The organism is Synergistetes bacterium HGW-Synergistetes-1, assembly GCA_002839185.1.
In the GTDB taxonomy this organism is placed as follows: Bacteria; Synergistota; Synergistia; order Synergistales; family Synergistaceae; genus Caenicola.
In genome coordinates this window covers 136,340-157,615 of record PGXO01000010.1, presented here as the reverse complement: position 1 = coordinate 157,615, position 21,276 = coordinate 136,340, and the positions used below count along the sequence as shown (strand labels likewise).

At 47.6% G+C, this 21,276-nt stretch carries 15 protein-coding genes and 1 tRNA gene; 14 read left to right on the top strand and 2 right to left on the bottom strand.

Annotation, left to right across the window (positions count from 1 at the left end; all coding sequences use genetic code 11):
* Window positions 1–236: 236 nt before the first annotated feature.
* The 9 genes from CVV54_09215 to CVV54_09175 all read left to right on the top strand — a co-directional run bounded on the left by CVV54_09215 (window position 237) and on the right by CVV54_09175 (window position 11,556).
* A tRNA-Ala gene (locus tag CVV54_09215) sits at window positions 237–312 on the top strand.
* Between the two features lie 245 nt (window positions 313–557).
* Window positions 558–1,445, top strand: coding sequence for a PhzF family phenazine biosynthesis protein (locus CVV54_09210; protein PKL03865.1), 888 nt, complete (start codon window positions 558–560; stop codon window positions 1,443–1,445).
* Window positions 1,446–1,737: 292 nt separating this feature from the next.
* Window positions 1,738–5,439: a hypothetical protein gene (locus tag CVV54_09205; protein ID PKL03864.1), complete on the top strand. Its 3,702-nt coding sequence runs from the start codon at window positions 1,738–1,740 to the stop codon at window positions 5,437–5,439.
* Window positions 5,429–6,028: a bifunctional adenosylcobinamide kinase/adenosylcobinamide-phosphate guanylyltransferase gene (locus CVV54_09200; GenBank protein ID PKL03863.1), complete on the top strand. Its 600-nt coding sequence runs from the start codon at window positions 5,429–5,431 to the stop codon at window positions 6,026–6,028. Before CVV54_09205 ends, CVV54_09200 begins: the two co-directional genes overlap by 11 nt.
* Window positions 6,019–6,834, top strand: coding sequence for a hypothetical protein (locus tag CVV54_09195; protein ID PKL03862.1), 816 nt, complete (start codon window positions 6,019–6,021; stop codon window positions 6,832–6,834). The genes CVV54_09200 and CVV54_09195 overlap by 10 nt, the downstream gene beginning before the upstream one ends.
* On the top strand, window positions 6,831–7,652 hold the full coding sequence (locus CVV54_09190) for a Cof-type HAD-IIB family hydrolase (protein ID PKL03861.1): 822 nt from the start codon (window positions 6,831–6,833) through the stop codon (window positions 7,650–7,652). Before CVV54_09195 ends, CVV54_09190 begins: the two co-directional genes overlap by 4 nt.
* On the top strand, window positions 7,652–8,524 hold the full coding sequence (metF, locus tag CVV54_09185; GenBank protein PKL03860.1) for a methylenetetrahydrofolate reductase [NAD(P)H]: 873 nt from the start codon (window positions 7,652–7,654) through the stop codon (window positions 8,522–8,524). The genes CVV54_09190 and metF overlap by 1 nt, the downstream gene beginning before the upstream one ends.
* On the top strand, window positions 8,517–9,200 hold the full coding sequence (locus tag CVV54_09180) for a hypothetical protein (protein ID PKL03859.1): 684 nt from the start codon (window positions 8,517–8,519) through the stop codon (window positions 9,198–9,200). The genes metF and CVV54_09180 overlap by 8 nt, the downstream gene beginning before the upstream one ends.
* Complete coding sequence (locus tag CVV54_09175; GenBank protein PKL03858.1) at window positions 9,181–11,556, top strand: homocysteine methyltransferase; 2,376 nt, start codon at window positions 9,181–9,183, stop codon at window positions 11,554–11,556. The genes CVV54_09180 and CVV54_09175 overlap by 20 nt, the downstream gene beginning before the upstream one ends.
* Window positions 11,557–11,578: 22 nt before the next feature.
* On the opposite strand, the gene CVV54_09170 is transcribed toward CVV54_09175, so the two are convergent.
* Window positions 11,579–12,841, bottom strand: a complete 1,263-nt coding sequence (locus CVV54_09170; protein ID PKL03857.1) for a hypothetical protein — start codon at window positions 12,839–12,841, stop codon at window positions 11,579–11,581.
* Window positions 12,842–12,880: 39 nt separating this feature from the next.
* On the opposite strand from CVV54_09170, the gene CVV54_09165 reads away from it, so the two are divergent.
* The 5 genes from CVV54_09165 (at window position 12,881) to CVV54_09145 (ending at window position 20,555) form a co-directional block, all read left to right on the top strand.
* Window positions 12,881–13,864: a hypothetical protein gene (locus CVV54_09165; protein ID PKL03856.1), complete on the top strand. Its 984-nt coding sequence runs from the start codon at window positions 12,881–12,883 to the stop codon at window positions 13,862–13,864.
* An 87-nt stretch (window positions 13,865–13,951) separates the two neighbouring features.
* Entirely contained in the window at window positions 13,952–14,569 is a 618-nt protein-coding gene (locus tag CVV54_09160; GenBank protein PKL03855.1) for a peptidylprolyl isomerase, read from the top strand.
* 267 nt (window positions 14,570–14,836) lie between these two features.
* Window positions 14,837–16,477: an AAA family ATPase gene (locus CVV54_09155; GenBank protein ID PKL03854.1), complete on the top strand. Its 1,641-nt coding sequence runs from the start codon at window positions 14,837–14,839 to the stop codon at window positions 16,475–16,477.
* A 25-nt stretch (window positions 16,478–16,502) separates the two neighbouring features.
* A complete protein-coding gene (locus tag CVV54_09150; protein PKL03853.1) occupies window positions 16,503–19,595 on the top strand; it encodes an ATP-dependent helicase in 3,093 nt (1,030 codons plus the stop codon).
* Window positions 19,596–20,555 carry a hypothetical protein gene (locus tag CVV54_09145; GenBank protein ID PKL03852.1) on the top strand — a complete coding sequence of 320 codons (960 nt, stop codon included), beginning with the start codon at window positions 19,596–19,598 and terminating at the stop codon, window positions 20,553–20,555.
* Window positions 20,556–20,624: 69 nt separating this feature from the next.
* On the opposite strand, the gene CVV54_09140 is transcribed toward CVV54_09145, so the two are convergent.
* Window positions 20,625–21,182 carry a CMP deaminase gene (locus CVV54_09140; GenBank protein ID PKL03851.1) on the bottom strand — a complete coding sequence of 186 codons (558 nt, stop codon included), beginning with the start codon at window positions 21,180–21,182 and terminating at the stop codon, window positions 20,625–20,627.
* Window positions 21,183–21,276: the final 94 nt, after the last annotated feature.

The following is a 21,276-nucleotide window of genomic DNA, read 5'->3' as shown; positions in this document are numbered from 1 at the left end:
ATGGTCCGTTAAATATTTCTTCGGTACGCTGTGTCCCAGTGATTTACAAATATGCGGCAACACCTCATCCTTTGTAATTGCGAATGATGCTTCTGAGGACATCAACGTGGCGGCCAAAATTAAGAAAGCAAATATGCAGGCATTCATTTTCCCTGTTCCACTAAGTATTTTCATAGGGTTTATGATAGTATTGACACGATTTATCCTAATCAGTATAATTGCCCATGTTCGATTTCGGGGTTTTAGCTCAGTTGGGAGAGCGCTTGAATGGCATTCAAGAGGTCAGGGGTTCGAATCCCCTAAGCTCCACCAGAATATTTCATCCCACCCTTAGGGGTGGGATTTTTTGTTCCGTAAGATTTATGTATGTTTTTTCAGTTTTTGCTCCCCTATCTTACTTGATGACATCCCGAACAAAATCCAATGTTAGCAGTATACTTTCAGCATGAGGCCAATATTTTATACATAAAACCTTTTTCGAAGTCAGATCTTTTTCTCCGGCGGCCATAAAGATATTTGTTAATTGATCAAAAATCCATTTGAAGGAGTCTTGTTTGATGAAAAAACTGGATTTCAAAAAAATCGATGCGTTTACTATGGGATCATCTTCGGGCAACCCTGCCGGATATGTCCTTTTGCAAAGGCCGGATGATCTGAGCAAAGAAGAGATGCAGAAAATCGCATCCGAACTCAAAGGTTTTGTAAACGAAGTAGGATTTGCGGTCAGGCGCGATAAAGAATTTGACTTAAAGTATTATTCCTCGGAATGCGAAGTAGCTTTCTGCGGACATGCAACGATAGCCATTATGTATGACCTTATCTCGACTGATCCTGGGCTGCTCTCCGAAAAAGAGTTAAAGATCAGGGTCCGTGCGGGAACGCTATCCGTATTCAACCATGTGAGGGACGAAGATTCGGTTTATATCATGGCCCCAATGCCTGAGTATCTGGAACGCAGTATAAGCCTTGATGAGACAGCTAAAGCACTGGGTGCGCCTATTGCGGCTTTTGATGCAGTGAGGCCGCTTCGGGTCATAGACGGCGGACTAAGAACACTGATAGTTCCCATGGCTTCACTCAAGGACTGTCTTAACTTATATCCCGACCAGGAAAAGCTCAAAGAGTTCTGTCTGGAAAAAGATTTCGATATAGTTGATGTGTTCTCAGATGATGTAAGTACAGGGAAAGCCAGATATCGTACACGCGTATTCGCGCCAAAATATGGATATTTAGAAGATCCCGCTACAGGCTCGGGAAATTCTGCCTTCGGCTATTACCTGGTGGATGAGGGAATGTGGGAAGATGATTTTGTAATAGAACAGGGGCCCTCTCTGAACGATCCAAATGTTGTAAGGATAAAGAGGTTTAAGGAAGGAGATGTCGACAGGATACTGTTCGGCGGATCCGGGACCACTAGGATAGAGGGCAAATACCACCTCAACTGAATCGATTTGATCATCTCAAAATGGATCAGGCCCGCTCTTGCAGCGGGTCTTTTTTTGAGAAAAGCGATGAAACGATCCAACCGGAGGCAAATCAAAAGAGCGAACAATATACCGGAGCAGAGGCGGCAATTCTCAAAGATGTGTAAATATTTATAATTAAGACAGGTCATATACAGTGTAATTGCATATATCCGCTGTTCAAAACATGGTAGAATTACCAGATAGTTGGGTATAGCAGCCAATTTCGTACACTGACGAAGAAGGATCTGCATCTGCAGGGGTGTAATCAATTTTGAGACGAATAACATTCAACAGCAAAATAGGAATAATTCTTACACTGACAACTGCGGTTGTCAGTATCTTGCTTGTTGTCATCACACAGTTCAGTTTTCTTGGCAATCTTGTTGTTGACCAGATAAGCGGTGCTGTACACGATGAGCTAAATGTTGAAATTCAGATGTCCCCTCTTACAGGGAACCCTGTAATGGGTTTCAAGGGAGAAGAGGTATTACTTGTCCGTTCAGGCGAAAAGCTTCTTACTATCGACAAGATCGAGATAAACCTCTCTTTGCTGAGTCTCCTTAAAAATTCACCACGTGTTTCGACCCTGGTGATCGATGGACTTTACACAGATTATGATTCAATGCTCAAGATGGTCCCGGAAAAAATAGAGGGCCAGGATCCTAAAGATATTCCCATAGATAAAATAGTACTAAACAACGTAAAAGTCTCTTCAAAATGGGGACTCCTTGAGCTTGAGGACAGTTCACTGGAACTTCGCGGACCTAGATGGTTCGCCCCTGCACTGAAGGGGAAATTCAAAGATATCCCCTTTTCGATATACGGTATAACAAAGAAAGAGTCTGGAAACTGGGTATTTGACGGTTTTTTGGCGAAACTTGACGAGGGTACCGCCAAAATTTCGGGAGCTGTCTGGCCAAAACATGATTTCAAAGCTGAAATCAAGGATGTGAATATCCAAAAAATTGCCTCGATATTCCCAGATTTTTCAAAATATGGCGTGATCGGAACTTTATCGGCAAAAATGGAAATGAAGGGCGAAGGAAAAGATATATTCACAATGGGAGAGGGTATCCTCAAAAAGTCGGTGCTGGGGAAGATATCGCTTGATGAGGTAGCGGCGAAATGGAGATACGAAGAAGGAGTTCTGGATGTAACTTTAAACGAAAGCAAGGTTTTTGAGTCTTCTATAACCGGGGTCCTCAAGCTCGATACAAGGATGCCGGGCAAATATCTTGAGCTTAAGGCTGCAGCCAAAAACCTTCGTTTTTCTGACTGGACCGACAAAATACCGAACGAGATAGCAGAAAATGCATCTCTGCTTAAGGGAAACATCACCGCAATTGAAGCTGATCTTAAAGGTCCGCTCGACGCGCTGGTGGGAAAGATCGAAATTGCTCCTTCAAACGTGTCATACAATAAGATGAAATTCACATCGTTGCAGGGAAAGGTTGTTTTTGATGGGCAACCGTCAGGCAGGGTTGATCTTACAGCCCTCAACGAAGGCAGCGAGATAGGTATTACAGGCACGGTAAGCTTTGCAGAGGGAGTACCGGTGGACCTGAAACTCAATGCAAAGTCCATCAGGCTGGAAGAGCTCAGTAAGGCTGTGGAAGAGCTGGGAAAATACGGACTTAACGGAACGGCGGATGTCTCTGCGCTTATCAGAGGCAAGATCAATGCCATGAAGGTCACAGCGAATATCAACTCTTCTTCTGCCAAGATAAAAGACATAGGAACGCTTATCAGTGTGAAATTATCGCCGGAGTATGATCTTTCAGACGGCTCCTTTACCTTGAGAAACACTTCCTTTCTGTGGAACGGGGCGCATATATCCGCTTCGGGCACTGTAAAGAAATCCAACGGTACCCAGGAGTTCTCTTTAAGCGGAACGATAAAAAACGCCTCTTTGAATAAGTTCCACGATACCGTTAAATTCTTCAAGACAATGGGTATCTCCGGCGATGCCGCCGGATCATGGACTCTCAAGGGGAAAGCCGATTCACCGGAAATACTCTTAAAGTTGAGGGCAGCAAAAGGCAGTTTCAGTGGACTTAATGTGGATAAATTTTACACAGAGATGACTTATTCCTCAGGGAAGCTAGACTTCAGCAAGATGGAAGCAAGGACCGGACGGGGAAGTGCTGACCTTAAATGCAAGGTCACCCTGCCTGTGACCGGCCAGGACGGGGTGAATTCATCTCCCCTTAAGTGGGATGTGAAGGGCAGGATCAAAGAGGTGGATCTTTCTGCCCTTAATGACCTGTTTAATGCAGGCCAGGATATGGACGGGCCATGTTCAGGTGAACTTAAGATCGCCGATGACGGGAGCGGTCTTAAGTGGAGCGCTGATATACGTTCGGATGGTGTCAGATGGCATCAGTTCGCCTCTGAAGAGGTACAGGCGAGTATCAAAGGAGATACCGGAGGAATAAAGATCGACAAAGCGACCATAAAATTTCTCAGGGGAAAGCATAACATCAGCGGCAGCATAACTAACTCAGCAGAGGGGAAACCTTTTTCTGATTCAACTTTGAATCTTATGGTTTCATCGGAAAACATAAACATGTATGAACTTCTCAGGAGGCATTTGCCGGTCGTAAGGGGCGTGCAGGGACTTATCAAGAGCGAGATCAAAGTATCGGGAACGCTCGAAAAACCTCTTTACAAGGGCAGCGGCACATTTGCTCCCTTCAGGTACAGGGGGTTTTTGCTGCCCATGGTGGATGTCGCTATTAGCGGCAGCATGACAGACGTAAATATTTCTGAGGCAAAGGCCAGACTGAAAACCGGCGAGCTCTCTGCAAAAGGCAGGGTATTCCTTAAAAACGGAGAGTGGCACGGAGTCCTTGATACCAATGGGGTAGGAATAGATCTCAAGCAAATTGGCGTCTACCTTCCGGAACAGTTCAGGGAAAGGCTTGGCGGAAATGTCAACTTCAAGTTTGCCGGGAAGGGAGAAGTCGACAATTTCGCAGGAGAGGGTTTTTTCTCCTCAGAAAGGATGAGGTTTCTCGGAATAAGGATAAAGAATGTCAATGCGCCTTTTTATATTTCGGATGGCTATGCAGTTATGGAAGACGTAAAAGCTGAGACAAACGGCGGAACTGTTTCAGGCGGACTCGCGATGGATATAAACAAGAGTACGTGGGGAGGAAACCTCACTGTTCTGAGCGCTGATGTGGCCCCAATGATAAAACAGGCTTTCCCGTCCCTTACGGGGTCTATCTCCGGAAAAGGAGATCTCAAGATCAGGGCAGGCGGAGAAACCGGAAGGATGAGTACGGTAGACGCTGCCGGTGTCCTTTTCCTGAGAAACGGAGAAATTTCAGGTTTCGAAGCTGTTGAGGCTTCAAAAAAATATACAAAGGGTAAACCATTACTTTTTAAAACGCTTCAAAGCGCATTTACCATTGATGAAGGATACCTGACGATACTTCCAGGAAGCCAGGCTGTCGCGCCTCCGGGAGATCAGGTATACCGTTATGTAATGCTTGACGGCCTGGTAAATAATAAAAAAGAGATGAGCCTCTTCGCAATGGGAAAGGTGAACATACGGGCATTGAACGCACTGCTTGGTGCGCTTCAGGGGATCATCAACGTAGGCATGGAATATACTGGAGAGCTTGACAAAAGCGCCCTGCTGCAAAACTTCCTGGGTGGAGTCCTCTCAGGATTTACCAGAACAGATTTCCGTTTTGTTACGATGAATATTAACGGCACGATGGAATCACCTCAATTCAACAACGTAAGGGTAGATAAATCTGAACAAATGACAAGCCCTAGAAATCTCATACCCAAATCTGCAAGTGATCCGAATGAGAAGGACTACTCAGCCAGGGACACCGTATTCAGGCTTAAATTTGAAATACCTGTCGGCCCGGGCGTAAGCTATCCCCAAGACAGCTTCCAGGGACAGATAATAGAACAGACGCTGGGCAACATACTGCAGGGGATAGATTTTGGGAACTAGAGACTATTCAGCACTCGGATCTGAGATAACGCTCATCCTTGGAGGGGCAAGAAGCGGGAAAAGTACCTTTGCAGAAAAACTTGCAATGGATACCCATGCTGCTGTTACATACCTTGCTGCCGCAGATGCACAGGACAGTGAGATGCAGGCACGCATCGAAATGCACAAAAAAAGAAGACCGGCCGGATGGAAGACCTTTGAAGGAGACCCATACGAGATATGTCAGGCAACAAAGACGATCAAAGGGGTGCTTCTGCTTGATTGCCTTACACTCTGGCTCACCCGCCTCTTTCTAGAGGGTGATGCTGCCGAGGATGCTTCTGAAAAAGAATGGCAGGCCAGGGAGTCGCAGATACGAGCTCTTACGGAAGATCTCTGTTCTTTACCTCCGAAGGGCACTCATCTGATAATGGTGAGCAATGAAGTTGGATTTGGCCTTGTCCCATCCTACAAGATGGGCAGGCGTTTCAGAGATCTGCAGGGAAGGATGAACCAGCTCTGTGCTTCAAAGGCAGACAGAGCTGCGCTTATTGTGGCGGGTTATCCTCTCTGGCTGAAAGGCGGTATGGAGGATCATTGTTGGAAATGAATAAAAACGGATTTCAGGATCATCTGAGAAGATTCACCGAAGAGATAAAAAGTGACAAATTCGGGTTTGACCTAAGGGACCGGTTCGTTGTTGCATGGACCCTCTTTTCCAGGATACCTATGCCCCAAAAATGGTGGCCCGCAAAAATGCCCTCCGGCAACAGGATCCTTTCTCTTGCTCCGGTCGCAGGAGGCATTCTGGGCCTGATGACAGGACTTGTAATTGGACTGTCCGATATACTGGGGATCGGGGCCCCCGGATCGCTCTGGATAGGGGTCTTCTTCTACGCAGCCGTCGGCTGGTCTCTCCATCTGGATGGGTGGGGCGATCTGTGGGACGGCGTTGGTTCAGGCAGAGAGGGCGAAGAACTGCGTTCCGTCATGAAGGACAGCAGGATCGGGGCCTATGGTGTGACAGGCTTGATACTCGCCTTTGGCCTGTGGACTTCAATGCTTGGGTCCGTTGAAAACTCAGAGGTGCTTGCGGCCTGCTCTGTCGCCGCCGCTTCAGGAAGGTTTGCCTCATGCTCTGCCGCCTATAAAGGCATATATCCATGGGAGAGCGGAATGGGAAAAGGTTGGGTGGATACATACACAGGCTATGATCTTTTCACTGCCGCGGTATCTTTGCTTATTTTCATTCCCTTTGCCCCTTTCAGATGGATCATTTCCGCAGTTGCCGCCCTTCTGATAGGTTTTGGGATGGCCGGCTGGATGAATTCGAAACTGGGCGGAGTCAACGGGGATGTGCTTGGCGCCTCTGCTGTTGCAGCGGAGATAGTCTCCCTTGCGGTCTTTGCGATATGAGCATCTTCGATCCAAAACTGATAGCCGTCGACATGGACGGCACGATCTTAAACAGTTCAAGTGAGCTTTCGACAAGGACAAGGAACGCGCTCAGATCAGCGATTTCATTGGGGATACCTGTTGTAGTTGCGACAGGAAGGATGTATCCCTCAGCCCTGCCTGTGATAAAAGAGATAGGCATCAGTACGCCATGCATTTTCTACAACGGAGCAATAGTGCGCGATCCTGTATCAGAGGAGATCCTGCTCGAAAAGGGTCTTGGAATAGAGCTGACTGCCGAGGTGGTCTCCTTTTACAGGAAAGAGGGCTGGTACATACAGATATACAGCGACGACAGGCTCTATGTAATAGACAGAAGCGATCCAAGGAGCAGATTCTACGAAACGATATCAAAAATACCGCCGGTCTCTCTGGGGGAAGGTTTCTGGGATTTTAAAGTGGATTCCACTAAACTTCTGGGTATCGCGCTTGACGAGAAAAATTTTGCTCTTATGGCAGAGAAGACGAAGTCCCATTTTGATGGCAGAATCTACACGGCAACATCGTGGGGAGCTTTTGTTGAGATAACACATCCGGATGTCAACAAGGCCAAAGGACTTGCAATTGTTGCAGAAAGACTTGGCGTCGATTCAAAAGATGTGCTGGTGATAGGTGACGGGGTCAACGATACGGAAATGATCAGGTGGGCGGGACATGGCGTAGCCATGGGCAATGCCTCTGCTCAGGTGAAGGCTGCGGCAGATGAGACAGCTCCTGGGAATGACAGCGACGGTGCGGCAATTATTGTTGAAAGATACCTGTGTCGGGGGGATCAGTGATGAGAGATTATTTTGAACAGATGAGGCCAACGATGACTTTTGAAATCTTCCCGCCTAAGGGCTCGGGGGATCTCGCTTCTATATTCGCTACTGTGGATGCCCTTGCAAGCCTGGCTCCCGACCTCATCAGCGTGACATACGGCGCAGGCGGTACCAGCCGCGAGAATACCGTTGAGATAGCCTCTCAGATACAGAACAGCTATGCCATTCCTGCCCTTGCGCACCTGACCTGCGCAGGGAACTCAAAAGATGAGGTGGATCCGGTCCTGAGGACACTTTCAGAGAACGGGGTCAAAAACATCCTTGCCCTCAGGGGAGACATTGCCGAAGGCGAGCAGCTTAAAGACTTCAGGTACGCCTCAGATCTTATCAGCTATATCAAATCAAAATATGATTTCAGGATCTTTGCTGCCTGCTACCCGGAAAAACATATAGAGGCATATTCGGTGGAGGATGATCTTCACTGCCTCAAGGAAAAAGCTGACTGCGGGGTAGATGTGTTAATTTCACAGCTTTTTTTTGACAACGAACTCTTTTACAGATTCAGGGACCAGGCAAGGTCGATAGGAATAGATACTCCGATAGTTGCCGGCATAATGCCGATAACCTCATCTTCGCAGATAAGCCGAATGGTATCGATGTGCGGCGCCACTGTTCCCGAAAAGGTTCAGAAAATAATCAGGGCCTTCGGCCACAACAGCATGGCAATGAAAGAAGCGGGTATAGCATACGCAACAGCCCAGATAGTTGACCTTCTCTCGACCGGGGTGGACGGCATCCATCTCTATACAATGAATCAGCCCGACATAGCAAAGAGGATATCAGAAAACATAAGAGGCATCCTTTATTCGCTGAGAGTAAAGCGTGGCTGATAATTTTCATGATCCTGCCATAAAAGAAGCAGCAATATTGCTGGGCATCCCTGAAGATAAAATGATTCCGGAGATCCTGAGCAGGATCGCCGTACAGTACCAAAGGATCAACGAAGCCTCGGCGCCTAAGTCGGTTTTTGCCTTTTTCGATATTGAGGTCTTTGATTCCGGCATTCTTTTCGATAAAACTTTTTTCATACACGGCAGGGATCTTGCAAATATCTGCAGGGGATGTAAAAAAGCTGTCCTTATAGCGGTTACCATCGGAAGCGGGGTCGATATGCTGCTGAGAAGATCGCAGGCTGAAGATATGTCGGAAGCGGTGATCCTTGATGCATGTGCATCAGCCGAAATAGAGAGAGTGACCGACCTGGCTGAAAGCGAGATCATCAGGTCGATATCCCCTGAAGAGCACCTTACGATGCGCTTCAGCCCCGGATACGGCGATGTCCCTCTTGAAGAGTCGCAGAAGATAATTTTGGCACTCAGCGCGGACAGAAGGATAGGTCTCAAACTTACAGGAACAGATATGCTGGTGCCCATGAAATCAGTAACAGCAGTGATCGGAATATCAGAGATAAAAACTGGCCGGAGCAAGGAATGCACTTTGTGCTCCATGAGAGAAAGCTGTGCATATAAAAAAAGAGGTGGCTCCTGTGACATTCAGAATAAATGAAAATGAAACCATAATTTTTGACGGGGCGATGGGGACCATGCTTCAGAAGCGGGGACTCAAAAGAGGCGAGATCCCTGAATTGCTCAATCTTACCTCACCCGAGATCATCAGGTCCATCCATGATGAATATTTTGACGCAGGATGCGATGTTGTCTCGGCAAATACTTTCGGTGCCAACAGATACAAGGCAGAAAAGACAGGCCGCTCTCTTGCGGATCTGGTCTCTTCTGCTGTCGAGATAGCAAAGAAAGCTGCTTCATGCCGGAAGAAAAAGTATACCGCGCTTGATATCGGACCCTGCGGCCGTGTGCTGCAGCCTACAGGAGACCTTCCCTTTGAAGAAGCAGTTGAGGTATTTTCTGAAATAGTAAGGGCAGGAAGCAAGGCGGGAGCGGATCTCATACTTCTTGAGACCTTCACCGACCTTTATGAACTTAAGGCGGCTCTTATTGCGGTGAAAGAAAATTCAAACCTTCCCGTTCTTGCTACTATGAGTTTTGAAGAAAACGGCACATCCTTCTTTGGAGCCACTGTCGAATCGATGGTACTTACTCTGCAGGCTCTCGGCGCTGATGCCCTTGGTGTGAACTGCTCTCTCGGTCCCAAGCAGCTTGTCCCGATAGTTGAAAGGCTGCTTCGAGCAAGCAGTATACCTGTTATGGTGCAGCCGAACGCCGGTTTGCCCCTCTTTGAGAATGGCGAAGCAAGATATGATGTTACCTCGGAGGAGTTTGCCGATCACATCAAGAAGTTTGTAGAAGAGGGGGCTGTCATCGTTGGCGGATGCTGTGGAACAGACCCCGGTTACATCAGGCTTGTAAAAGAGCGCCTGAAGGGGGTAACTTCGCTCAGAAAGAGGCCTCTCCTCAGAACGGGAGTATGTTCACCCTCGAGATCAGTCTTCTTCGGAGACGATACTGTAATAATAGGGGAACGGCTGAACCCCACCGGCAAAAAGGCCCTGCAGGCAGCACTGCGCGTAAAGGACATGGATCATGTGCTGAAAGAGGCGATCCGCCAGCAGGAACAGGGAGCCCATATCCTTGATGTCAATATGGGGCTTCCCGACATAGATGAACCCGAGATGCTAAAAAAAGCAGTCATTGAGATCCAGTCTGTTGTAGACCTCCCGCTGCAGCTGGATTCATCCGACCCCAATGCGCTGGAGAAGGCAGCGAGGGTCTACAATGGCAAACCTCTTATAAACTCTGTGAACGGCAAAAAAGTATCACTTCAAAAAATTCTCCCCATAGTGAAAAAATATGGAGCCGCGGTACTGGGACTGACTCTGGACGACGATGGGATACCCTCTTCTGCCGAAGGAAGGCTCAGGATAGCACGCAACATTATGGAAGAGGCCCAGAAGATAGGCATTCCCAAAGAGGACGTTCTGATCGACTGTCTTGTAATGACTGTGTCTGCGCAGCAGGAGCAGGCGGCAGAGACTCTTAAAGCTGTCAGGATGGTCCGCGAAGAGCTTGGATTGAAAACCGTGCTTGGAGTAAGCAATGTATCATTCGGACTGCCTTCACGCCCGATAATAAACAGGACCATGCTTACAATGGCTCTTATGCAGGGGCTTGATGCTCCGATAATGAATCCTGGGGACGAAGGCATGAGAGAGGCTATTGCAGCATTCAGGGTGTTGATGGGCAAAGATCCCCAGGCTGCAGGATTTATTGCTGAATATTCAGGATCACATGAAATGCAGCCTAAGAAAGAGGCCGGAACGGAGAGATCCTTTGACCTCCCGCAGGCTATAAAACACGGACTGAAGAGAGAGGCGGAAAAAGCCACAGAGTCCCTTCTGTCGAAAATGGGTCCGCTGGAAATTATCGAGAATGAGATCATCCCGTCCCTTGATTCGGTAGGCAAAGAGTACGAATCCCAGACGATCTTCCTTCCTCAGCTGATTAAGTCAGCGGAGGCGGCAAAAGCCTCCTTCGAATTGCTCAGAAGGATTATTTCCAAAGAAGGCTCGGCCGGATCGGAAGTGAGAGCAAAGATGGTCATCGCCACAGTTCAAGGCGATATCCATGATATAGGGAAAAATATAGTTAAAGTGATAATGGAAAATTACAATTTCCGGATGATAGACCTAGGGAAGGATGTTCCTCCCGAGAAGGTAGTCGAGGCAGTGAAGGAAAACAGCGCAGAGATAGTTGGGCTGAGCGCCCTTATGACTACCACCGTTTCAAGCATGAAGACCACTATTGACCTCCTGAGAAAAGAGTGCCCGTGGGTGAAAGTCATAGTAGGCGGAGCTGTCCTTACAGACTCCCTTGCAGAATACGTGGGAGCGGATCACTATGCCAAAGACGCGATGCAGGCAGTGCGAATATTAAGCTCAAAATAACTATTTTACATATACAGCCGAACTAGTTGAAAAGTTCAAGAAGGCTAAAGCCTTCAACACTGTCTATTGAAGAATCGCCCTTATGTACGCGAAGCTTCCTGTACTTCGCATCCGTGCCCTCGCTGTTGAGCCCGGCTGCGTAAAAGGTAAGCCCGCCGCCCTTGGCAAGGCAGACTACAGCTCTGCCGTCTCCCTCTTTTCTCCATTCAAGCCTGTCTGCGTTCTTGGGGAGCAGGAAATTTGTCAGTCCCAGGCCTGTTTCAGTCTTGTATTCTCCTGACCGGGCCTCTGCCTCGCGGACCTTGCCGTTGAGGAAAATTATACGCAAGCCTCTTTTTGGCATAGTTTTGCTGTAGGTCCAGATTTCTGCGTGGTCATCTGCAAGGATCGACTTACCGCCGACCTTCCTGAATTCTTTTGCCTCAGGCGATCCCAGTTTGCTCTTTACCTCTTCCTTAGTGTCTCCGATCTCAATCATTCCAATCGATTTGCCTGGTCTGATAACCAGTTTCGGGTCTGTTGGCCATCCAAGCATAGTTTTTGCTGCATTAGCCCCGTGAAGTCCCCTTCTGTCATCGGGGGCTAGCTCAGAGAACCTTTCATAGCCTTTGAGAGCCTCTTTCCATGCCCCAAGGTCCATGAGCATCTTTGAACATGTAAGCACCTGCTCAGGTTTCTTGAAAAGCTCTGTCTGCTTAACAAGAGCCTCGACAGCGGTCTCTATATTTTTAGATTTTATTGCAGCCTCGCTTACAAGGGCCCATGCATATGGATCCTTCAGTTTTGCGGCACCCTCTTTGAGAGCCGGGAGCCCCTTTTCAAAGTTGTTTTTCTGGGTATAAAGCCAGCCTGATCTTATAAGCGCTTTCCCGTCTCCGGGAAGAATTTTCAAATGTTCTTCATAATGGCTTATGGCTTCATCCGTCTTGCCGGTTTTTTCGAGGCAGAATGCCATCTGATATAAGATGTTTTTACGCTCGGGGCGAAGCCTCAGCACTTTTTCATAAAGCAGGTAGGCCTCTGAGTAGTTTTCAAGTTTGAACTGGGCAGATGCTCGCTGATAATATTTTTCAGGAAGGACGCTTGTCCTGTAATACCATAAGCTTCCTCCGAGGAAAACAACCAGTATGACGGCCGCGATAACTCCAAAAACATACCTTGGAACAGGCGGGCGATGTTCTTTTTTCAGGCCCCATTCCTGTTCTTCCTTTGTCATCCCCGTCTGTTCTTCCGGAACTATCTCAGGACATTTTTCTTGATTGTTGCCGCAGTTATCGTTTATCAAGTCGATCGATCCTTTTTTTTTATTTGAAGCTACTGCAAAATTGTAACAGATTTACGCTCTTTTGCTATTGGCAAAATCATCAGAAGGGGTTTAATCTTTAGAAGTGCGCAGAACGGAGGTAGTTATTTGTTGCTTGAGTTTCGGGATATTCAAATTGAAGACATCTCGTTTTTTGAAAATTACTGGAAAATTACAAGCCAGAGAGCATCTGATTACAGTTTCCCGATCCTTTGGGGATGGGCCGGAGACTACGGATACCAGACAGCCCGGGAAGATGATGAGGATCTTCTCTGGATAAGACAGACTGTTCCACGGGATTACGACCTTGCTCCGTTGGGGCAATGGAAACGGAATGACTGGGCGGAGATAATTCAAAAAAGATTCGGCAAAGAAGCGGAATTCTGGCTCGTGCCGGAAAAACTTCTTGATCTCTGGAAATTCCAGTTTGGAGAGAGACTTGATGCCCAGGACATGAGGGGCAGCTGGGAATATCTTTATGACATAAGGGATCTGGCAATGCTGCCCGGAAACAGGTTCATGAAAAAACGCAACAGGGTAAACCAGTTCCGCAAAAATTTTGATTATATTTTCAAACCGATAACACCGGGGATCATCCCGGAGGTAATGGAGTTCCAGCATGCATGGTGCCAGGCCAACAACGGCTGTACTGACAAAGGACTGCTTCAGGAAAACCACGGCATACTCAGGATACTCAGCAACTGGGAAAGAATCCCCCGTATCGTAGGGGGAGTCATTGAGGTTTCCGGTAATATCGCGGCCTACACGATTGGAGAATTGGCATGTCACACTATATTCGTGCACTTTGAGAAGGCAAGCCTCGAATACGGAGCGGCATATCAGGCGATAAACAAAGAATTTATGTGCCACATGATCGAAGAGCATCCCGAACTTGCTGTCGCTAACAGGGAAGAGGACATGAACGACCCGGGGCTCAGAGAGGCGAAAATGTCCTACATGCCCACTGATTTCATAAAAAAATATCGTGTAAAGATTAAATTTTGACCGCTCAGAAAAATACGTGCCAAACAAAGGGGAAATATATGTATATATTTTTTCAGCGTACTTGAGGGTGGCTGAGGAGAGATATAAATGTTAGAATTTGCGGGTCCAAAAATCAAAAAAGACGACATTGGAGGAAGAATATTGAAGATAATAGCCATACTAACATTCCTTATCGCTGTATCCGCGTTCCTGAAAGCGTTCTCTGCCAACCCAGCTTCGGCAGCGGAGGCCGAGGCTGCTGCAAAACGGCAGACTGCAGTTTTTGAAACATCCATGGGCACATTCAAAATCGAACTCTATAACGATCTTGCCCCAAACACTGTAAAAAACTTCACAGACCTGATCAAGAAAAAATACTACGACGGGATAATATTCCATCGTGTTATAGACGAGTTCATGATCCAGGGAGGCTGCCCGCAGGGTACGGGAATGGGAGGTCCGGGCTACAGTATCAAGGATGAGTTCGGCAAAGGACTGAAGCATGACAAACCCGGAAAACTCTCAATGGCGAACTCAGGACCCAACTCAGGCGGATCCCAGTTTTTCATCACACTTGCCCCATGTCCGTGGCTCGACGGGAAACATGCGATATTCGGACACGTATCAGAGGGTATGGACGTTGTTGAGAAGATAGGAAAGGTTCCAACTGACTCAATGGATCGCCCTTTGAAAAAGGTAGTAATAGAAAAGCTGACAGTAAAATAACCGATCTGCTGCAGGACATAACAGAAAAAAACAATCGGGTCCGATGAGCCAAAGCGTCGGACCCGATTGTTTTTTGCCCCAACCATCTTTTTATTTCTCAAATTCATCCTTTTTTAATACCTGCTTCTCTGCTTTTATGATAATATGTTTAGATGAACTTCTGTGTTTGGAATTATTTTAAAAACTTAGTATATTGAATTCGGTGTCGAACTTATAAGCTCCGGCAAAGATCTGAAGCTGGGACGGGCCTCACGGGGAGGATTAAGGATGAGTTTAACTATAAGTTTCAACGACATGAAAGAGATAAAAAGCGATTTTCCCATAACAGCCAGGGAGGTGCTCGCAAGGACCGATTTTTCCAAAAAAGACAGGGTCGTGGCATGCAGGGTCAACAGGGTCCAGCGCCCGCTATCATGGGAGATAGACATGGATTCCAAGCTGGAATTCATAACATACGATACTATCGAGGGAGCTGAGGTATATCTCAGGACGATCTCCTTTATGCTCACATCTGCGGCTACCAGGGTATGCGGAATTAGGCTGCATCTTCGTCAGTCGATGAATTTTTCCTACTTTTATGACAGCCCTGACGGTCCTGTCACTGATGAACAGAAAAAGTCCATCCATGCAGAAATGCACAGGATGGTCAAAGAAGGGGTCAATCTTGTCAGGGAGGAACTCTCTAATGATAAGGCCCGTGCGATAATGTACGCCCAGGGATACATTGACAAAGAGAGGCTTCTCCGCTGGGTCAATAATGATCCTGTGGTCTTGTACAGATGTGAGGGAATATATGACTTTTTCGGAGGCGCCCTCGCAGACAACGCAGCGATCGTACCGGTATTTGAGCTGCATCTCTACAAAGGCGGGATATTCATTTCAGGGCCATCTTTCGCAGATCCTTCAAAAACACAGCCATTCAAAACATCAGCAAAAACCTTTGCTCTTTTCCAGGGATATGCAAAGTGGCTTGACAATCTGAAGATAGCAACGATGGACAACATACATCATCTTGTGGCCAACGGACAATCGCGTGATTTCATAATGGTTTGCGAAGCGTTGCATACCAAGACACTCAGTGCAATATCAGCACATATTTCAGAGAGGCCGGAAGTCCGCCTGCTCTGTCTTGCGGGTCCTTCAAGCTCAGGCAAGACGACATCTTCAAGGCGTATCCGTGTACAGCTTCTGGCTTCTTGCATAAACTCGGCTACTCTTGAACTTGACAACTATTTTGTAGAGAGGTCGAAAACGCCCAGAGATCCTGATGGCAATTTTGATTTTGAGGCACTTCAAGCACTCGACCTTGACCTTATCAACGAACATCTTGCTGCGCTTCTTGCGGGCAAAGAGATCGATGTGCCGAAGTTCGATTTTATTACCGGGGAGAGGAAAAAGGGTTACAAACTGAAACTTGCTGATGATCAGCTTCTGGTGATAGAGGGCATTCACGGACTCAACGACAAACTTTCTGAAAGTATCCCACTTGACAATAAATATAGAATATTCATATGCCCTCTGACCGGAGCGGCGATAGACATGCACAACAGGATAGGGACGACAGACACCAGGCTCCTAAGGCGCATGCTCCGCGACTACAGGACGAGAGGACACTCTCCTGAAATGACCCTTATTCAGTGGCCTTCAGTAGTAAAAGGCTCACACCGTCATATTTTCCCTTATCAGGAAAATGCCGATACGCTCTTCAATACTTCGCTTGCGTATGAGCTTCCGGTACTCAAAGGTTATGTACAGCCCCTGCTGGCTTCAGTAAAAGAGGATTCCCCTGCTTATGGCGAAGCACAGAGGCTTCTTTCGATACTAAGTTTTGTTCCTGTAATACCGTCAGACGATGTCCCGAATATTTCGATACTCAGGGAGTTTATTGGCGGAAGCTGTTTTGATTAAAGATCATTGCGGTATTGAGTGAAAAATGATAGTTATACATGTTTCATACGCTGATAACAGGTTTTTTGTATGGGGGGAGTGTTCATTCGGATCCGGTGAACTGATCAGCTCACCGGCTTCTTCCGTTTCCGGGATACCAAGGCTGCCCTGGGATGCAGGGAGCCTGGCGGTACACGACATATTGAAGACAGCCGGGATACGCCACAGCAGAAGGATTCCGGCGGAGTCCTCGGCAGTTGCTTATGTTGATCTGCCTGCATACAACGGCTGTCCTATTCCTTCATCGCCCCTGCTGGGTGAACTGCCTGAAATAAGCGGAGAACCATCGGTAGAAAGATTTTCTGTCGAAGCCCTCCACATTACTCACGAGGAGCTTACCGCCCTCTTCCAGCTCATCAAGGAAAGCAGGGAAAAGCTGCCCGTTCCCGGTCTCCTATGGGGCAATGACCTGAAATATGTTCTAAAAGGTCTGGAATATGCATCATTGATGGTAACGAGGGGAACATATCTCCCGGGAATGGAATCTTCCGATGGAAGCTACTTTTCAGTATGGAGGCCTCTTCATCTGGCTAAATATCAGGATGGATACTCAGCCTACGTAAACTCCCTTCCTCCTGTGACCGGGAGTTTTTCACTGACAAGCGAGAAGATGCAGCCTGATGATCCTCAAGACACTGCAGATTCAATATTGGAAGCTTTCCTTGAGGAGATAGTAAGGAGAGCTCAGGCAGTTCCCGGAAGAAGAGGAAAGCAGGTCGACCAGACCAACCCCCATGATATATGGCTGCGTTCCCTTACCTGGCCGAGATCCGCGCTTCACAGGTGGAATGATGAAATGGGCCCGCTCTGTACTCAGATCCAGGAGTGGACCGATTCTGTGAGGGTGGTAACAAACCAGCCATGGAGACTTTTTCTGAGGCTGGAAGAGCCGTTGTCAGGCAATGCGGAAGGAACATGGACACTATCGTGGCATTTGCAGTCTGCAATGGATCAGACACTTACTGTACCTGCTGAAAAAGTATGGAGTCCGGGACCTGCTGAAAGAAAATGGTTTCGTACTTCCGGAGCAAATCCCAGAAGGTATCTGCTTCAGCTGCTTGGACAGATATCCTCCTCTGTCCCGGCTATAGCAAGAAGTCTTAATGAACCATCCCCGGTCAGCTGCACGATGTCATTTGATGAGCTGATTGTATTTCTTCATGACCATGTTCCTGAGATGCTGGAACATGGGATACAGGTTCAATTCCCATCTACTTGGGGTGCTCCGTCCGACAGGCCGAGGCTTGCAGTAAAGGGAAATATCAGGGAGGGAGAAGTTTTCTCTGCCGGAAACCGGATAGATCTGGGAGATCTGATGGATATCGACTGGTCTGTTTCTATCGGAAAAGATGTCCTGACAGAAGAAGAGCTTTCCTTGCTGAGGAAACTTAAAACACCTCTCGCGAACATCAGGGGCAAATGGGTCCTTCTTTACCGTGACGAGCTTGAAAAGGTAATGGACGGCATCAAAAAACTGCCTCGGAAGATTACAAGAAAAGATGCCCTTATCTCATCGTTCAGAGAGAGCAAAGGAGATCTCCCGCTCTCAGCCATTACCGGTTCAGTATGGCTTGATTCAGTACGGTCGATCCTTACCGGAGCTGAACAGATAAAGCAGATAAGGCAGCCTGATGGATTTTGCGGGGAACTTAGGCCATACCAGCTGAAGGGTCTTTCATGGCTTTCCTGGCTTGCAGAGATAGGTCTGGGCGGATGTCTTGCTGACGACATGGGCCTTGGAAAGACGGTACAGGCCCTGGCTCTGCTGAAAACAAGGATACATGGAGGAGAAAAAGACCCGGTCCTGCTTATATGCCCGACCTCGGTCATAGAGAACTGGCGAAGGGAGGCCGAACATTTTGTTCCTGACCTCTCTGTCCTTATTCACCACGGGACCAGGAGGCCGAGGGGTGATAAATTTGTAGAATCTGTAAGGGGGAGGGATCTTGTAATATCTTCCTACTCCCTTCTTCACAGGGACAACGAGACATTCAAAAAAGCGGACTGGTCGGGTGTTATCCTCGATGAGGCGCAGAACATTAAAAACCCTGAAACAAGGCAGTCAAAGGCTGCTCGAGCCATAAAAGCGAAATGGCATTTTGCGCTCACAGGCACCCCGGTAGAAAACCACGTGGGGGATATGTGGTCGATCATGGAATTCCTGATGCCCGGGCTGCTGCCAAACAAATCCAGATTTATCCGGGAGTTCATGCGTCCGATACAGGCGGGAGATACTAGTGCACTGCATAAGATCAAAAAAATAACCGGACCATTCATACTTAGAAGGCTGAAGACAGACAAAACCATTATTTCTGACCTGCCTGAAAAAATAGAGACAGAGGTTTTCTGTTCGTTGAACAAAGAACAGGCCTCACTCTACGGAGCTGTCCTCGACCACATGGAAGCTAATCTTACCGGGTCCAGCGGGATCAAGCGCAAAGGAGCCGTGCTTTCTGCGATAACATCCTTGAAACAGGTATGCAACCATCCCGCACTCTACCTCAAGGACAGGTCCCAGATCGCCGGACGTTCGGGAAAGCTTGCCCGTCTTACTGAGATAGCAGAGGAGATGCTGAGCGTTGGCGACAGGGCGCTGATCTTCACCCAATACGCTGAAATGGGGGCCATGCTCAAGAGCTATCTACAGGAGACATTCGGAAGGGAAGCGCTCTTTTTGCACGGAGGGGTAGAGAGACAAAAAAGGGACGAGATGGTTAGGAAGTTCCAGGAGTCGAAAGATGCCCCGCCATTTTTTGTCCTCTCACTCAAGGCGGGTGGAACCGGTCTCAACCTTACCGGTGCCAACCATGTGGTGATGTTTGACAGGTGGTGGAATCCTGCTGTCGAACAGCAGGCAGTAGACAGGGCATACAGGATAGGACAGAAAGAAAGAGTCCAGGTACATTATTTCTGCTGCAAGGGGACACTGGAAGAAAAAATCGAACAGCTTATCAGATCAAAGAAAGATATAGCGGATTCTGTGGTATCTGACGGAGAAAACTGGCTGACAGAGATGACAGACAGCGAACTGAAGCAGCTTTTCAAACTAAGCAGGGATGCTGTGGAGGATATTGGCTAAATGTATAGAAGAAGGACTTCCTGGACATATACCAAACCTCTTAGCACCAGGGGAGGAATAAAATCCCGCGTCAACAGGGGCCGCTTCCATGGATCAAACTGGTGGTCAAGACGATGGATTGAGATCCTTGAAGGGAGCATTGATTCTGCGCGCCTTGCAAGAGGAAGGAGCTATGCAAGACGGGGACAGGTAGTCGATATTGATATAGAACCCGGCCTTGTAACAGCATCAGTGCAGGGAACCAGAAAGAAACCCTACCAAATAAGGCTTGGATTTGAAATCCTCTCAGAGGAAGCGAAGGCACTTCTTCTTTTCCGTTTCAGGGAGAGATCATCGTTTGCAGCCACACTTCTGGCGGGAGAGATGCCTGAGGAAATGGAAAAAGTCTTCAAAGAGGCTGGAACCGGGCTTTTTCCGAGCAAAAGCGCCCTGCGGCGTTATAAATGCAGCTGCCCTGACGATGCTGTTCCATGTAAACATATCATAGCAGTACTTCTGCTGCTTGCCGAAGTATTTGACGATGACCCCTTCCTCCTGCTCAAGCTGAGAGGGGTCAACCGTGAGGGTCTAATCAACCTTTTGACTCTTGAAACATCCGGGGATAATGAAGAACTCAATTATGAAGAGGACGAGACATGGGAAGACGGGGATGGCTCAGTTATAAGCGGAGGATCTGACAATGCAGCTGAAAACATCACCGATACATATAAAAACGGTGAGGAGTGTCCTTCTTACTCCAAATGGTACGGGGAAGAAGTTCCAGAATTCAAATACAATATTGAAGAAAATGAAAGGCAAATCGCAGCACTTGAGATCATAAACGACTTTCCTTTCTGGAGAGGAGAACTGCCGTTCCGTCAGTCACTTAGTCAGTACTACGAGCGGGCGGCCAACTCCGCGGAAGAGATACTGACAGGGGAGAAAAAGAAGACTGTAGGACGTCCCCGCAAGCTTATATAGGTAAATGCAAAAGGAGGGAACATAAGGCGCACTCATTATTATTATTATGAAAAAAGATCCTTTAGGATACTACATCCCGGGGTAATCGAAAGCCTTCACCTCAAGAGATGAATAAATGTTTGCCAGCTCTTCGATTTTTCCCCTTAGGATCCCGGCATTGGGCTCATTTTCCGATTCGCGCTTGATGCTGTATTTCCTGAAGAAGAGGTTTTTATCCTTTGCGCCCTCTACCCCGAAGACCTCTTTGTACATCATCAGGTCCACCGGCATTTCAAAATCCTTTGCAACATCTTCATACCCGAAAAGGACCCAGATCTCCCTGAATCCCGACCATGCTATCGCTGATATACACATCGAACATGGGTCGTGGCTGGCCACAAAAATACATTCCGAAGGAAGAGGGTGGTCTTTCATCGAAAAGAAGCGCAGGATAGTATCAATTTCTCCGTGAAAAATTGGATTTCCCTGTCTGTTGTTGGTCCCGGCGACTATAGTTTTTAACGACGCTGCATCAAGGACCATTCCTCCGAAGACATGATTGCCTTCCTTCACTCCCTTTTTTGTCAGGGGCAGAAGGTCATCTTTTATTGCTGTTAGTATATTTTCGATTTTGGTCATCGTTATCATCTCCTCGTCCGGTTTTTCTGTGCTTATATGTTAAAGACCAGTCTAATGTAACACCGAAAGCCGCACTTTGTCCATTGATGTGCTCCTATGCGCC